Annotated in this window: 13 protein-coding genes; 7 read left to right on the top strand and 6 right to left on the bottom strand. The window is 41.1% G+C overall.

Features of this window, described 5'->3' with window-relative positions; translation table 11 throughout:
• Positions 1-38: 38 nt before the first annotated feature.
• The gene (locus L0657_RS18170; protein WP_235152178.1) at positions 39-407 is read left to right on the top strand and encodes a DUF3127 domain-containing protein; all 369 of its coding nucleotides are present in this window, start codon (positions 39-41) and stop codon (positions 405-407) included.
• Positions 408-475: 68 nt separating this feature from the next.
• Here L0657_RS18170 and L0657_RS18165 read toward each other — a convergent pair whose 3' ends face one another.
• The 3 genes from L0657_RS18165 to L0657_RS18155 all read right to left on the bottom strand — a co-directional run bounded on the left by L0657_RS18165 (position 476) and on the right by L0657_RS18155 (position 2287).
• Entirely contained in the window at positions 476-1117 is a 642-nt protein-coding gene (locus tag L0657_RS18165) for a helix-turn-helix domain-containing protein (RefSeq protein ID WP_235152177.1), read from the bottom strand.
• Between the two features lie 224 nt (positions 1118-1341).
• Positions 1342-1563 carry a DUF2795 domain-containing protein gene (locus tag L0657_RS18160; protein ID WP_013927448.1) on the bottom strand — a complete coding sequence of 74 codons (222 nt, stop codon included), beginning with the start codon at positions 1561-1563 and terminating at the stop codon, positions 1342-1344.
• A gap of 286 nt (positions 1564-1849) precedes the next feature.
• Entirely contained in the window at positions 1850-2287 is a 438-nt protein-coding gene (locus L0657_RS18155) for a hypothetical protein (RefSeq protein WP_235152176.1), read from the bottom strand.
• A 159-nt stretch (positions 2288-2446) separates the two neighbouring features.
• Between L0657_RS18155 and L0657_RS18150 the strand changes: the two genes are divergently transcribed.
• The 5 genes from L0657_RS18150 to L0657_RS18130 all read left to right on the top strand — a co-directional run bounded on the left by L0657_RS18150 (position 2447) and on the right by L0657_RS18130 (position 7235).
• The gene (locus L0657_RS18150; protein WP_235152175.1) at positions 2447-3184 is read left to right on the top strand and encodes a copper homeostasis protein CutC; all 738 of its coding nucleotides are present in this window, start codon (positions 2447-2449) and stop codon (positions 3182-3184) included.
• Between the two features lie 36 nt (positions 3185-3220).
• Positions 3221-5659: a penicillin acylase family protein gene (locus tag L0657_RS18145; RefSeq protein ID WP_235152174.1), complete on the top strand. Its 2439-nt coding sequence runs from the start codon at positions 3221-3223 to the stop codon at positions 5657-5659.
• Positions 5660-5663: 4 nt separating this feature from the next.
• Positions 5664-5996: a hypothetical protein gene (locus tag L0657_RS18140; RefSeq protein WP_235152172.1), complete on the top strand. Its 333-nt coding sequence runs from the start codon at positions 5664-5666 to the stop codon at positions 5994-5996.
• The gene (locus L0657_RS18135; protein WP_235152171.1) at positions 5993-6535 is read left to right on the top strand and encodes a hypothetical protein; all 543 of its coding nucleotides are present in this window, start codon (positions 5993-5995) and stop codon (positions 6533-6535) included. The genes L0657_RS18140 and L0657_RS18135 overlap by 4 nt, the downstream gene beginning before the upstream one ends.
• Positions 6536-6614: 79 nt before the next feature.
• The gene (locus L0657_RS18130) at positions 6615-7235 is read left to right on the top strand and encodes an OmpH family outer membrane protein (protein ID WP_235152169.1); all 621 of its coding nucleotides are present in this window, start codon (positions 6615-6617) and stop codon (positions 7233-7235) included.
• A gap of 201 nt (positions 7236-7436) precedes the next feature.
• Here L0657_RS18130 and L0657_RS18125 read toward each other — a convergent pair whose 3' ends face one another.
• The 3 genes from L0657_RS18125 to L0657_RS18115 all read right to left on the bottom strand — a co-directional run bounded on the left by L0657_RS18125 (position 7437) and on the right by L0657_RS18115 (position 11077).
• A complete protein-coding gene (locus L0657_RS18125) occupies positions 7437-8189 on the bottom strand; it encodes a succinate dehydrogenase/fumarate reductase iron-sulfur subunit (RefSeq protein WP_235152651.1) in 753 nt (250 codons plus the stop codon).
• 118 nt (positions 8190-8307) lie between these two features.
• On the bottom strand, positions 8308-10296 hold the full coding sequence (locus tag L0657_RS18120) for a fumarate reductase/succinate dehydrogenase flavoprotein subunit (protein ID WP_235152168.1): 1989 nt from the start codon (positions 10294-10296) through the stop codon (positions 8308-8310).
• Positions 10297-10405: 109 nt separating this feature from the next.
• Complete coding sequence (locus L0657_RS18115) at positions 10406-11077, bottom strand: succinate dehydrogenase cytochrome b subunit (protein WP_235152167.1); 672 nt, start codon at positions 11075-11077, stop codon at positions 10406-10408.
• Between the two features lie 419 nt (positions 11078-11496).
• On the opposite strand from L0657_RS18115, the gene L0657_RS18110 reads away from it, so the two are divergent.
• Entirely contained in the window at positions 11497-14394 is a 2898-nt protein-coding gene (locus L0657_RS18110; RefSeq protein ID WP_235152166.1) for a gliding motility-associated C-terminal domain-containing protein, read from the top strand.
• Positions 14395-14532 lie beyond the last annotated feature (138 nt).

Here is a 14532-nt window from a genome sequence, read left to right as displayed (position 1 = left end):
ATCTCTATTTTTTAGCAAAACTTACAAAACGTTTTTCCATGGAATTAACAGGAACTGTCATCGCTTTACTCCCTGAGGTATCTGGTCAGGGTAAAAATGGAACATGGCGGAAACAGGAATTCATTCTTGAAATCCCTTCACAGTATCCAAAAAAAGTATGCATTTCATTGTGGGGTGATAAGATCGATCAAGCTGGCTTAAAGGTTGATGACGCTGTAACCGCATCGATTGATGTTGAAAGCCGCGAATATAACAGCCGCTGGTATACAGAAGTAAAAGCATGGAAAATTGATAAGGCTGGCGCTGGAAACGGTGGCGGGAATTCTTACAACGCGGGAAGCAGCAACAGCACTTTGCCTCCCGTAACCACTTTTACAGAAGACGAATCAGACGATCTTCCATTCTAAATATTATCAAGCGGTTCATCGCATGCAGTTTCTACAACGATGGACCGCTTGTTTAATTTATAAGTCTCTCAGGCCATCGCTACGGTGAACTGATCCAGCACTTCGTGGGGATGCACTTCCAGCACATTTGCAAGCACAAGCATAACCAGCGTATTCGAAGCGATCTTCCTCGAAATTCCTGCGGTAGCTGCGAACAATTCCACATTTACCGTTTTTTTCTCGTCGAGCAATTTCATTAATTTTTCTTCCTTATCGCCATACTGAAAACGAATATCCCGTTTGAACCGGCCGCGACGCATAATTTCTCTCATTTCCTTACTCGCCTGGATCGATTTATCCGCAACGCGTACGTATGCCTTTCTGATTCCCAAAGAATCCACGACATAGTGCGGCTTATCCATACTTCGCGGAATGGTTAAAACCAAAACCTCCCGCTCCATATCAATGGGGATTTTTTCTAAACGATAATCAAGTTTTGGGAAACAATAGGTATTAATCGCTTTGACGAGTGTGTATTCATCTTCATCAGAATCTTTCACTCCTTTGATCGTCCGGTCATCTCCAACACCGACGAATAATTTTCCACCGCCAGAATTGGCGAAAGCGACTAACTCGCGAACAATTTTCTCTGGATGATTAGATTTCAACTTGAACTCCACATGATCACCCTCGCCTTTTCTGACCAACTCTTTAAGCAATCGTAGTTCCATCAATTGGCCCGGATAGATACTTAACTATGAAAAAAACAATTCGGTTTTGTCTAAATAGCTTTTCATAATAACGTTACTAATATACATTCCTTTTGTGATATTAGGAAAATATTACGTGAATTTATCAATTGCAAAACGTAGATTTTACTATTAAAAAACAATGCCGTTGCGAATATCGGAATTCATAAAAACAAAAAACGGCACCTGTTGGCGCCGCTTCTCATTTAATATTCATCTTCATTAAAGAAGAAGTCATCTTTGGTCGGATAATCCGGCCAAATTTCCTCAATACTTTCATAAGGCTGACCATCATCTTCCAATTCTTGTAGGTTTTCAACTACTTCCAACGGAGCTCCTGTTCTTATTGCGAAGTCAATCAGCTCGTCTTTGGTAGCTGGCCAAGGAGCATCTTCCAGATATGATGCAAGTTCGAGAGTCCAGTACATAGTTTTTTCGCCTATTAAATAGTTACTTAATTTTTTAAGGATTGCAAAAGTAAAAAAAATTGCATCTTTTGATAATTTTAAACAAAAAATATTAAAAATAATTGTTTTTTAATATTAATATTTTTCCAGGCGGGATAAGCATTTGAATATCATAAATTTATCCTTCCTGCAAAGATGCTCTTCTTTCTATTTTGATATCACCAACAATATACAAAAAGCGTTCCCCGCAGATTTTAATTGTTTGATAGAAATTTGATGGTTGTCGTTTCAAATCAGTATTAGAACATTATTGTTCACTATCCTTTCTTGTGAATAAAACTAACTTTTCCTTTTTGTTTGTCCAAGTACTGAGACTAAAAATCAGGAACAAGGAAAAAAAGCTAAGTGGGCTTCTATAAATCTCCTCTTCTTCAATTAAAAGGGTAAAATTATATATTGAAAAGAATATCATTGATGAGATAATCAAAGCAATAAACAATGGCTCGATTATCTTTGCCAAATATCGCTTTCTTGCTATCCAATTGTGAAAATCTTCGCTCATTATGGCAACAAGCAAAATGGAAAAAATTAAACCAAAACCATAAAATTCAAGTGGCGGTGTAAGTTTCGTAAAGAAAGTAATATGGGCTAATAATTGTAGTAAATCTGGATACAGTTCCAATGGTTGGAAATCTTGCCAGGTTTTTTCAACATCTAATAGCAATGAGTAGAAGCTCTTCAACATATTTATATGATTTAAAGTGTATGATGTTTCAAATTTATAAAAGCTTAATTTTGAAGTTTTACTATTTTTAAGAACGGTAAAAATTTAATACAAGAATAAACAATATCTATTTAGACGGCTTAATGACCATTCTTTGACTTTAAACGATCAATACTATTTATGACAATTGAAGTTTGCGCATATTCACTTGAATCCTGCCTGAACGCCCAGGTTGGCGGAGCTGGGCGTATCGAATTATGCGGAGGACTTGGCGAAGGCGGAACTACGCCAAGCGCCGGCCTTATTGAAATGGTACTGGAACACGTTAAAATCCCGGTATTTGTGATGATCCGGCCACGTGGAGGAGATTTCGTTTATGATTTTTTCGAAGAAGAAATCATGAAAAGAGACATTACACTTGCTAAAAAACTAGGAGCACACGGTGTGGTTCTTGGCGTCCTTCTGCCTGATGGACAGGTAGATATAGCACGTACGAAAGCGCTCGTAGACTTTGCAGCACCGATGAAAGTAACTTTCCACCGGGCTTTCGATCTGACACCTGATCCTATCAAAGCTTTGAAAGCAGTCATCGAAACCGGCGCTGAAAGAATATTAACTTCCGGTCAGAAACCTAGTGCTTCCCAGGCTCTTCCACTTTTAAAACAATTGGCGAAAGCGGCAGGAAGCTCAATAGAAATTATGGCTGGTGGCGGTGTCAACCACCAAAACGCCAAAGAACTAAAAGAAACAGGCGTTCATGCCTTGCATCTGACTGCCAAATCCTTTCGCCCAGGCCGACAGAAATTTTTTCCGGCTGATATCTCCATGGCAGGAGAAATACCAGACGAGCGATCAGTATTATACAGTGATTTAAATCTTATTGAAGCGATAGTGGAGGCGGTTGCGGATACAGAATAGATAAAAGGCAGATATTTTCACTTTAGTCTCCTCAATATGAAATTTGTCAAAGCCATTTCGACGATTATACTGACGATCATTCTGGTATATGCATTGAACAGGCCTTGGGGACCGGTTCCTGCGCTGGGTTCCTTTCTAAGTCCGTTTACAGGATTCTGGCAAAATGGTGAGAAGATTTCTGATCCAAAAGGAGAAACTGTTTTGAAACTAGATAGTCTCAGGGATGAGGTAACAATCCGGTTTGATGACATTGGCGTTCCCCATATTTTTGCCAAAAATGATTTTGACCTTTTTTATGCGCAGGGATATATCACTGCAAAAGATCGGTTATGGCAAATGGATATCCAGACAAGAGCTGCATCCGGACGACTTTCGGAAGTACTCGGACCAGCAACTTTGGAAATGGATAAAAACAGCCGCCGTCTCGGAATGGCTTATGGCGCTGAAGTAAATGCAAAAATTGCACTGAGTGATCCAAAGTCCCGGGAAGCATTGCTGGGTTATACCGCCGGTGTCAACGCTTACATCCGCCAGCTCGCCAAAAAAGACTATCCGGTAGAATTTAAATTGCTGGGATATGAGCCCGAACTCTGGAAACCCATCAACACGATGTACATGCTGGAACAAATGACATTGACGCTGGCCGGCCGTTCGAATGACTTGAATATGTCAAATGTCTTGAAAAAGTATGGAAATGAGGTGATAAAAGATCTGTTTCCGGATTATCCAATGCTTCAGGAAAGCCCAATTATTCCGGCTGGGACTGTTTGGAATTTTGAGCCGCTAAAAATTCCTACCGCCAAGACTGCCGTTACGACGGACTCCGTTCTGATAAATGAATCACCAAAACCAGAAATTAAACCGGAAGGAATTGGTAGTAATAACTGGGCAATTAGTGCAGAAAAATCAATTACCGGCTATCCTATTCTTGCCAACGATCCCCATCTGGAATTGACATTACCATCTATTTGGTATCAGGTTCAGCTGCATTCACCGGATCTGAATGTTTGCGGAGTTTCATTGCCAGGCATTCCCAGTGTGATAATTGGTTTTAATCAAAATGTAGCCTGGGGCGTTACCAATGTAGATGCGGATGTTTATGACCGTTATAAAATTACTTTCAAAGATGCTTCACAGTCAAGTTATTGGTACGACAATCAATGGAAACCCACCCGCAAGCGTGAAGAAGTCATTTTTGTAAAAGGGCAAAGTGAACCATACCGGGAACAAGTTACGTACACACACCACGGGCCAGTTACCAAATATTCTGACGAACTGACAGGATCTGTAAATCTGGCCACACGATGGATCGGGCATGAGCCTGGTAACAGCTTCCTGACTTTCTATGAACTTAACAAAGCAAAGCACTACGACGATTATCGTAGTGCCCTGGCAAAGTATGTTGGACCCGCCCAAAACTTTGTTTTTGCAGATAATGGGAAAAATATTGCGATTACGGTAAATGGAAAATTACCGTTAAAAAGAAAAGACCAGGGAAAGTTTTTGCTGGACGGTACCAATCCGGATGACGACTGGAAAGGCTGGATTCCGGCTGAGCAAAATCCATTCGTTAAAAATCCACCCAGAGGCTTTGTGAGTTCTGCTAATCAATCTTCTACTGACCCCTCCTATCCCTATTACATCAACTGGATCTTCTCACCTTCAGAGCGTGCGATCAGGATTAATGAGCGGCTTGAGAAAATGGCTTCTGGAAATGCGGACAGCCTGAGAATGCTGCAAAATGATAATTTTAATGTGCTTGCACGCACGGTACTGCCGAAACTGCTTTCCATTTTAGAAAAAACTCCGCTGAATTCCACTTATAAAGCTGCTCAACAGGTTTTGACAGATTGGAATTATCAGAACGCACCTGAAAAAATTGCTCCTTCTATCTTTGAAGAATGGCTTCCTGCTTTAAGAAGTGCGGTATGGAATGATGAATTTGAATCACCCAATGCACCATTGGCTTATCCTTCGAGAGATCGCCTTCTGTATATGATTTTAAAACAGCCCGACGCCAAGTGGTTTGACAACGTTAAAACACCGCAGAAAGAAACGTTATCTGATGTAACAATTGCCAGTTTTAAAGCGGCGGTAGATACGCTAAATGCCAGACACGGTGCAATGAGTCCGTCGTGGCAGTGGTCGGAGGTAAAAGATACGGAGATCAAACATTTGAGCAGAAGTCTAAAACCTTTTAATGCACCTCATCTAAAAGTGGGTGGCGGAACGGGGATTGTTAACGCAATAACGAAGAGAAACGGGCCATCCTGGCGAATGGTTGTGGAATTGGGCCCGAGTCCGAAAGCGTACGGAATTTATCCGGGAGGACAATCAGGGAATCCGGGCAGCCCTTATTATCTGAATTTATTGGAAAAATGGGAAAAAGGCGAATTGAATGAGCTTGTATATTTATCTTCTCCCGATCAGCAAAATCCGCATTTAACTTCCAGGATCATTCTTAAAAAGAAATAGCGCTATGAATTTTCTCATTATTTTCATCGTCACCGCCATTCTTCAACTTTTCATGCCCTGGTGGACTATCGCACTAATTCCTTTTCTGGTGATGATCTGGCGCGCCAAGAGCGGTTTTCATTCTTTTATTACGGGTTTTCTAGCCATTGCATTTCTCTGGTTTTCTTATGGTTTGTATTCGCACCTGAGTACGGACGGGATTATGTCCAATCGAATTGCTGAGATTTTTTCTTTGCCGAACGGAGTTTTATTACTGATCGTAACAACCATTGTCGGAGGCATCGTCGGAGGGTTATCAGGATTGTCAGGTTATTTTGTCAGAAAAAGCGTACAGTGAAAAAAATATACATTGGCCTTTTTTTATTATTATTCGCCTTTCTACTTATTGCCTTGTTTGTCCATAATCTTGACTACTGGGTGTCGGTGAAATGGTGGTCACTTAACATTACGACTGTTGGCTCTTTATTTATCTTTTTTCCTGTGATGGAAAGATTTAAGACGACTCAATTTTATCAGTTTCTCTTTACACCTAAAAAATGGTATCTGAGTATCCTGTCAGTATTACTGTTTATTTTGATATTAACTTTTCTTTATATTTTTATTGAGAAAACAGCTTCGTTGACAAACAAAAAGATTCAGGCTTATTATTTGAATGGGAAAGTACAGGGAACGATTGGTAAAGTTATTGGCGTTGTCGATCTTACTTATACTTTAAAATCGACTTACCATCAACCCTTTATGGCTGTTGAATATCCAACACCGGATGGAATTCTCCGCCAGGGACTAGATCCGAAGCAATATGGGTATCTGCAAAACGGCCAGAAAATAGAAATAATTTATTCCAGAGATCATCCTTCTATATTTAAAGTCCAGTAAAAATTTAAGGAATTGTAGGCCTTGAAACACAAATCATTATCTTTGCGGCTCTTTCTAAAAAAAACAAAATCTTAAAAACGTGAATAACAATACTTCGTTAATTTGGAACATCGTGCTTAGTATAGCCGTAGCGGTGTTATTTTTCTTACATTTCTCAGGAAATAAATCAGAAACAGGCGCGGGATCAGACGGAGGCGTAGTTGCCGGCCGCCGTACGGTATATGTACAAGTCGATTCTCTTTTGACGAATTACGATTTCTTCAAGGATACCAAGAAAGCCCTTGAAAACAAACAATTCCAGTTAGAAAATGAATTGAATACAAAAGGACGCTCTTTGCAGAATGAGGTCGCTTTTTTCCAACAAAAAGCACAAACAATGACGCCTGATCAAGCCCGTTCTACAGAAGCGCAATTGATGAAAAAACAGCAGGATCTTGTCGCTTATCGCGATCAGGCTATGGCTGGACTTCAACAGGAAGAAGCTGGTAAAAACGAAGAGCTTTACAAGCAAATCAGAGCTTATATCGAAAAATATAACAAAGAAAACAAATACGAATATGTGTTAGGTTATTCTTTGGGTGGCGGAATTTTGTTCGCTGACAAATCTCTTGATGTTACTCAGAAAGTAATTGAAGGTCTAAATAAGGAATATAAAGGTTCTGACGCTGGTAAAGCTGCGGCTGATTCTACCAAGAAATAAGGTTTAATCATTAAGATTAAAAGTGTGAAAGGCGACTGATTTAAATCTGTCGCCTTTCTCGCTTTTTAATGGGTTATCAAATCGGTCATGATGATGGCATGTTTACAAATTCATTACGTTGCCTTTTACACTACAAAAAAGAGGTGGTCTAACTAAATAAACCACCTCTTACTATATATTTTCAATTCTTTTGAACTATGCCTAAACCCCTTTGGACGATGATTTAGCGCCAATGTATTCACGGTTCATACGAGCAATGTTTTCAAAGCTGATTTCTTTCGGACACTCTGCTGAACATGCGTGAGTGTTGGTACAGTTACCAAAACCTTCTGCATCCATTTGCGCTACCATTTTCTCTGCACGAATATTACGTTCTGCCTGGCCTTGTGGCAACAAAGCAAGCTGTGAAATTTTCGCCGAAACAAATAGCATCGCAGAAGCATTTTTACATGCTGCCACACAAGCTCCGCAAGCAATGCAAGCTGCTGCGCTAAATGCATCATCAGCATTTTCCTTAGGAATTGGTAGGCTGTTAGCATCCTGCGCATTTCCGGTATTCACAGATACGAAACCACCTGCGGATATAATCCGGTCAAAACCGTCACGGTCTACAACCAAATCCTTGATAACCGGAAAAGCTCCTGCTCTCCATGGCTCAACGGTAATTGTATCACCATCCTGGAAAGAACGCATGTGTAACTGGCAAGTTGTTACGCCTTTCAACGGGCCGTGTGGACGTCCGTTAATAAACATTGAACAAGATCCGCATATTCCCTCTCTGCAATCGTGATCGAAAGCGACAGGTTCTTTATTTTCTTCAATTAATTGTTCGTTAAGAATATCGAACATTTCAAGGAAAGACATGTCCGGAGAAACGCCATCCAGATTATAACTTTCAAATCCTCCTTGTGTATCTGTATTGCTCTGTCTCCACACTTTAAGCGTAAGACGCATATTGCCTGCACTCATTTTTCTAAACTGTTAATGATTAACTATTAACGAAATTTATTAGTTATAAACTCATAAGAAGTACCGGGTTTGAAGCCGATAGCTGAAAGCCAATAGCCGATAGCTATTTATAACTTCTCTGAGCAATTTTTATGTTATCATAAACAAGATCTTCTTTGTGAAGCTCCCATTTCTCTGTTGCGATATGCTCCCATGCCGACACAAACATAAAGTTTTCGTCATCACGAAGTGCTTCACCTTCTTCTGTCTGGAATTCCTCACGGAAGTGGCCTCCGCAGGATTCATCACGTGTCAATGCATCGATACACATCAATTCACCTAACTCAATAAAGTCAGCAACGCGGTTTGCTTTGTCAAGCTCAGGATTAAAATCACCGATTTTACCCATCACTTTTACATCTGTCCAGAATTCTTCACGCAACGCGCGGATTTCTGCGATGGCTTCTTTCAATCCTTCTTCATTACGGGCCATTCCGCATTTATCCCACATGATTTTGCCCAAACGGCGGTGGAATACTTCTGGAGAGGTTTTTCCCTTAATTGTAATCAATTTCTGGATTCTATCACTTACTTCCTTTTCAGTTTGAACGAAAGCTTCATGATCGGTCGATATTTTGCCGGTTCTAATTTCACCAGCCAGATAAGCTCCAACCGTAATTGGAATCACAAAATATCCGTCGGCCAAACCTTGCATCAGAGCAGAAGCTCCCAGACGGTTTGCACCGTGATCTGAGAAATTCGCTTCACCTAATGAATATAAACCAGGAACAGTTGTCATCAGGTTATAATCAACCCAAAGTCCACCCATGGTATAATGAACCGCAGGATAAATACGCATAGGCACTTCATAAGGATCTTCTCCCGTGATCTGCTTATACATATCGAAAAGGTTACCATACTTTTCTTTCACTACCGCCTTACCCCATTCCAGAATCTGGCTTTCAGGTGCATTGGTAATATTATTTTTGTTTGCTTCTCCCTGTCCGTAACGGTGGAAAGCAGCAGAGAAATCCAGGAATACCGCCAGTTTTGAAGATCCAACACCATATCCGGCATCACATCTTTCTTTTGCAGCGCGGGAAGCGATATCACGTGGAACCAAGTTACCAAAAGCTGGGTAACGACGTTCCAAATAATAATCTCTTTCATCTTCTGGAATTTCGTTTCCAGGACGCGTATCATTTTGTTTTTTCGGAACCCAGATACGACCATCATTACGAAGTGATTCTGACATCAAAGTCAGCTTCGACTGATGCTCACCGGATACCGGAATACAAGTTGGGTGAATTTGCGTAAAACATGGATTTGCAAAGAATGCACCACGTTTGTGCGCTTTCCATGCAGCAGTAACATTACTACCCATGGCATTTGTCGACAGATAAAATACGTTACCGTATCCACCAGTACAAAGCAAAACAGCGTGAGCAGAATGCCTTTCCAATTCACCTGTTACCAGGTTTCTTGCAATGATACCACGGCACTTTCCGTCGATTTTCACAACGTCAAGCATTTCGTGACGGTTGTACATGGTGATTGTACCCATACCAACCTGGCGCTGCAAACCTGAATAAGCTCCTAGTAAAAGTTGCTGACCGGTTTGTCCTGCCGCGTAAAATGTACGCTGAACCTGTACCCCACCGAAAGACCGGTTGGAAAGAAGTCCGCCATATTCACGTGCAAAAGGAACTCCCTGCGCAACGCACTGATCAATAATATTTCCGGAAACTTCGGCCAAACGATGCACATTGGCTTCGCGTGACCGGTAATCTCCTCCTTTAATTGTATCGTAAAAAAGACGATGAACTGAGTCACCATCATTCTGGTAATTTTTAGCTGCATTGATACCACCCTGTGCCGCAATCGAGTGCGCACGACGAGGAGAATCCTGGAAACAAAATGCTTTTACTTTATATCCCATTTCTGCCAGCGTAGCGGCAGCAGAAGCGCCGGCCAAACCGGTTCCAACAACAATTACTTCAATGTTACGCTTGTTGGCAGGGTTTACAAGAGGTACTGTTGATTTATATTTCTCCCACTTATCTTCCAGCGAGCCTTGTGGTATTCTGGCATCCAGACGAGATGAAGTTGCCATATATTTTGAAATGTTAATTAACCGAAAATTGAGATTCAACTATTTAAACAAAAGCATTCAACCTTGAAATCAATATTCACAGTGAATACTGAACCGTCAAATGCTGCAATTAATACACCCAACCAAGATAAATTGAGATTGGCATCAGTGCAAAAAGGGTGGGAACGACGATTGAAAAGGCAACACCTGCAACATGAATCGCACCGTTATATTTCAAATGGTATAGACCCAATGATTTAAATGCACTTTCAAAACCATGCAATAAGTGCCAGAAAAGAGAGAAACATCCAAGCACATAGATGATAACAACCCAGATATTCTGGAATATGTCAAGCATCATCTGATACAGGTTCAGCTCTTCGCCGGTTGCAAACTGATTGGAACGGTTTGGAATCCAGAAATGCGAGGTATGAATCACCAAAAAGATCAATATCAGCGTACCCAGTAAACCCATACTGCGCGAGTACCAGCTGCTGTTCGCACTTGGATTCGTTACAGCATATTTTACAGGCCTTGCATCATTGTTATTTTTAGTCAGCCACAGACCGTCAGCAATGTGAATAAGAAAACCTAAAACCAGACCGATTTCAAGCGTACGAATTATGGGATTGGTACCCATAAAATGACCCCAGTGAGTAAATGTTTCGCCCCCATCGTTGTAAAAAATCATTGCATTGATGGTTGCATGTATTACCAGAAAACTGATCAAAAATAAACCGGTAAGCGACATGATCACTTTCTTACCGATTGAACTTGTTAATGCTTGTGTAAACCAAGACATAGCAAACACGAATAGTTTTAGTACAAAAAAATAAGGTATATTTAGAACCTTTCAAAGGTATGGCACAAACGTTTGCGAGACAATAAAAGAGGATCATTTTTATGAACCGCTTTACAATTTATAATCATTATTAAGTACCTGCTTTACCATTTAATTACTGAAAGTCATCCAGCTACGGAATTGATAAATTTTATTCCGGGATTTGCCGCAACTGGAGGTTTTAATACGAATAGATGAATACATTTTAAAATAGATTTTTCGTTCCTATACCGTGATATAGAGCTTAGCTGTTTTTATTTTTTAGATAAAAATGTTTGCTTTAACATATATCATTGTCGTTATTATATACCGCAAATAATGCTTGTACAGGATTTGCCGTGAAATGTTTGCCTCTGTTCAGAATAAAGTAACTAATTTATATGCGCAATAATTTACAATTTCAGGTTTTACTTCTTATACTGATCTGTTTTGCCTTCGGGAACCAGGCTTATGCGACACACGCGAGAGCAGGTGAAATTACGGCAAGACGTGTTCCAAATAACCCGCTTGCCTACGACGTAACTTTTACCGGTTATTTCGACGTAAGCCCTAACGGAATCGGCGCGGCAGAAGCTCAAAGATCTGTTTTCATGTATTTTTATAACGGAGCGTCAGGAACAAACGCAGCTCCAACACAGGTCGACCGAATCGATGCCTTAACGCGCAATATTGGAAATAACACAACCCAGAACATCTACACCACGCGTTATGTATTCCCTTCTGCAGGTAACTGGAGCATATCCGTTTCAATTGACAACAGAAATGTTAACATTCTGAACTTAAGCCCTGTCCCAACTGACCGCCTGAATTTTTATGTACATACCAATATCGTAATCAATTCTTTCGTAGGTGTAAATCAGACTCCGGTTTTATTAAATGCTCCGATCGATATTGCCGCCGTCGGACAGCGTTATATCCATAATCCAGGTGCTTTTGACGCAGACGGAGATAGTATTGCTTACCGCCTTTATACTCCGCAGCAGGGAACTTCGAGAGGTCTGGGTGAAAATCTTGGCTACAAGGACCCTAATTTGGTAACACCTCCAGGCGTAACAGAAGCCGGGCAAACGCCAGCAAATTTTAGTATGAACGCAATTACGGGCGATCTTATCTGGGACGCTCCTGTCACACGGGGGTTATACAATGTTGCTTTTGTCGTTGAAGAATGGCGGGACGGCGTGAAGATTGGTGAAATTATCCGGGATATGCAGATCATCGTGGAAGATGCAAGAAACGATCGCCCAAAACTGGATCTCATGGAGCCAATTTGTGTCGAAGCAGGAACACTTATTAACCAGACAATAAGGGCAACCGATGAAAATGGAGACAGGCTGACGTTGACCAGCACAAGCGGTTTATACCAATCTACTCCGCTGATTGCCTCTCCTTATGCCACTTTCACTGTCCCTCAACAAGGCGCGCAAGCAACTATTACCGGCCAGTTTCGATGGCAAACGGATTGTAATCATATACGGCTTGAACCTTACGACGTACTATTCAAGGTTGAAGATGGGCCAGCGGTGGGCGCTCCAAATGCAACGTTATTTCGAAAACTTGTTGACTTAACGACGTTTAATATAAGCGTTTACGGGCCGGCACCGCAAAATCTGCGTGCCGTTCCGGTCACAGATGCAGCTGGAAAGGCTTTCCGGTTAACCTGGGACTCTTATAAATGTCCGATTCCTGGTGCGAGAATTGTTATTTACAGAAGAGAAGGCTGTAGAGTTATCCCGATTGATGTGTGTAGCCCAGGAATTCCGGCCGGTTCAGGTTATGAAGAAATCGCCAGAGTTGGTATAGGTGAAACTTTTTATGTAGATAACAATAATAACACCGGCCTGGAATCGGGTATTTCTTATAGTTATAGAATTGTGGTTGAATTTCCAAGACCGGGTTCTGACATCAATGAACCGGGATATCTGGTGGGCGGTGGAGAAAGTATCGTTTCAGATCAGGTTTGTATTGAAGTACCTTTGATTATGCCTGTAATCACCAATGTAACTGTTGACGAGACGAATGAAACGAACGGGCAAATCACTGTAAAATGGACAAGACCAACGCTTCAGGCAGGCGCTTCCATTCCGGCTCAATATAAGCTTTTTCGCGCAACAGGGCTAAACGGCACCGCTTTTACCGAAGTCGCAACGATCAATACAAATCTTTCAGCAGGAGCCGCGGATACGGTTTATGTCGACAGAGGCCTGAACACAGTTGCCAATGCGTATAATTATAAGATTGAATATTATTATACCGAAGCAGGCAATCTTGTAAAATTGGATGAGACCGAAACTGCCAGCAGCGTAAGGTTGTCACAGGGCCAGGCAAATCCAACAAGTATCCGTTTGAACTGGACTGCCAATGTTCCGTGGAGTAATGATAATCGCACCCACAGAGTTTACCGGGAAGATAAAGCCAGACCCGGCACTTTCAACAGAATTGCAGATGTTTCAGTGCAAGGTCCTCAGAGTTATACTTTCACCGACGACGGTACAGATAGATATGCTGCTGACGGAACTGTAAATGTATCAATCCTTAGAGATTCGGTTTATTGTTACAAAGTTGAGACAGTTGGCAGTTATAATAATACCCAGATCAAGGCTGACCCACTTTATAATTTCTCGCAAATTATTTGTCTGTCTGCTTCTGATACAACCAAACCCTGCGTTCCGGTTTTATCCATCGATGAGCTGAATTGTGCAGAAGTAAAAAGAGACACGTATTGCGGCCAGACTTCATTTACAAATAATTTGTCCTGGACATATCCGCAAACCGCTGAATGTGACCAGAATATTATTGCCTACCGGTTATATTACACCAGGTATGAAGGTGATACACCGACGCTGCTGAACGAAATTGCAGCCCCTGCTTCTACTTCTTTCGCTCATGAAGGACTTACTTCTTTTGCAGGATGTTATTACGTTACAGCTGTCAATAAATATGGCACAGAAAGCTTGCCAAGCAATATCGTTTGTAAAGACAACTGTCCGGTTATTGAATTGCCAAATGTCATCACACCAAACGGGGACGGAAAAAATGATACGTTCGAGCCACTTGATTGCCCAAGTTTTGTACAGGCAGTTGAATTTAAGGTTTTTAACCGATGGGGAGCTAAGGTATTCGAGACAAACGATGTAAATATTAATTGGGACGGAAATAATAACTCCGGAAATGAGCTTGCTGCCGGCCAATATTATTATGAACTGACTGTTTATTTTGAATCTGTTCAGCGTGGCGGAAAACCAGCACAATTTAAAGGTTGGGTTCAGGTTTTGAGATAATTCAAAATTCATTCGATAACAAGAAAAGCCTGATTCATCTGAATCGGGCTTTTCTTGTTACGACTTTGTAGACAAAAGCCAGCAAAAACAATATCCAAGTCTCCTATGATTTACTTTGGATACACATTTTTAAAGAAT

Origin of the sequence: Dyadobacter sp. CY345 (genome assembly GCF_021502725.1) — a bacterium.
Classification (GTDB): domain Bacteria; phylum Bacteroidota; class Bacteroidia; order Cytophagales; family Spirosomataceae; genus Dyadobacter.
The sequence above is the reverse complement of the archived record's forward strand: the minus strand, read 5'-3'. Positions and strand labels throughout refer to the sequence as shown.

What these genes read in the sequence shown, in the direction of transcription:
- L0657_RS18170 (WP_235152178.1), top strand. Translation starts at nt 39, where the DNA reads ATGGAATTAACAGGAACTGTCATCGCTTTACTCCCTGAGGTATCTGGT.
- L0657_RS18165 (WP_235152177.1), bottom strand. Translation starts at nt 1,117, where the DNA reads ATGGAACTACGATTGCTTAAAGAGTTGGTCAGAAAAGGCGAGGGTGAT.
- L0657_RS18160 (WP_013927448.1), bottom strand. Translation starts at nt 1,563, where the DNA reads ATGTACTGGACTCTCGAACTTGCATCATATCTGGAAGATGCTCCTTGG.
- L0657_RS18155 (WP_235152176.1), bottom strand. Translation starts at nt 2,287, where the DNA reads ATGTTGAAGAGCTTCTACTCATTGCTATTAGATGTTGAAAAAACCTGG.
- L0657_RS18150 (WP_235152175.1), top strand. Translation starts at nt 2,447, where the DNA reads ATGACAATTGAAGTTTGCGCATATTCACTTGAATCCTGCCTGAACGCC.
- L0657_RS18145 (WP_235152174.1), top strand. Translation starts at nt 3,221, where the DNA reads ATGAAATTTGTCAAAGCCATTTCGACGATTATACTGACGATCATTCTG.
- L0657_RS18140 (WP_235152172.1), top strand. Translation starts at nt 5,664, where the DNA reads ATGAATTTTCTCATTATTTTCATCGTCACCGCCATTCTTCAACTTTTC.
- L0657_RS18125 (WP_235152651.1), bottom strand. Translation starts at nt 8,189, where the DNA reads ATGCGTCTTACGCTTAAAGTGTGGAGACAGAGCAATACAGATACACAA.
- L0657_RS18120 (WP_235152168.1), bottom strand. Translation starts at nt 10,296, where the DNA reads ATGGCAACTTCATCTCGTCTGGATGCCAGAATACCACAAGGCTCGCTG.
- L0657_RS18115 (WP_235152167.1), bottom strand. Translation starts at nt 11,077, where the DNA reads ATGTCTTGGTTTACACAAGCATTAACAAGTTCAATCGGTAAGAAAGTG.
- L0657_RS18110 (WP_235152166.1), top strand. Translation starts at nt 11,497, where the DNA reads ATGCGCAATAATTTACAATTTCAGGTTTTACTTCTTATACTGATCTGT.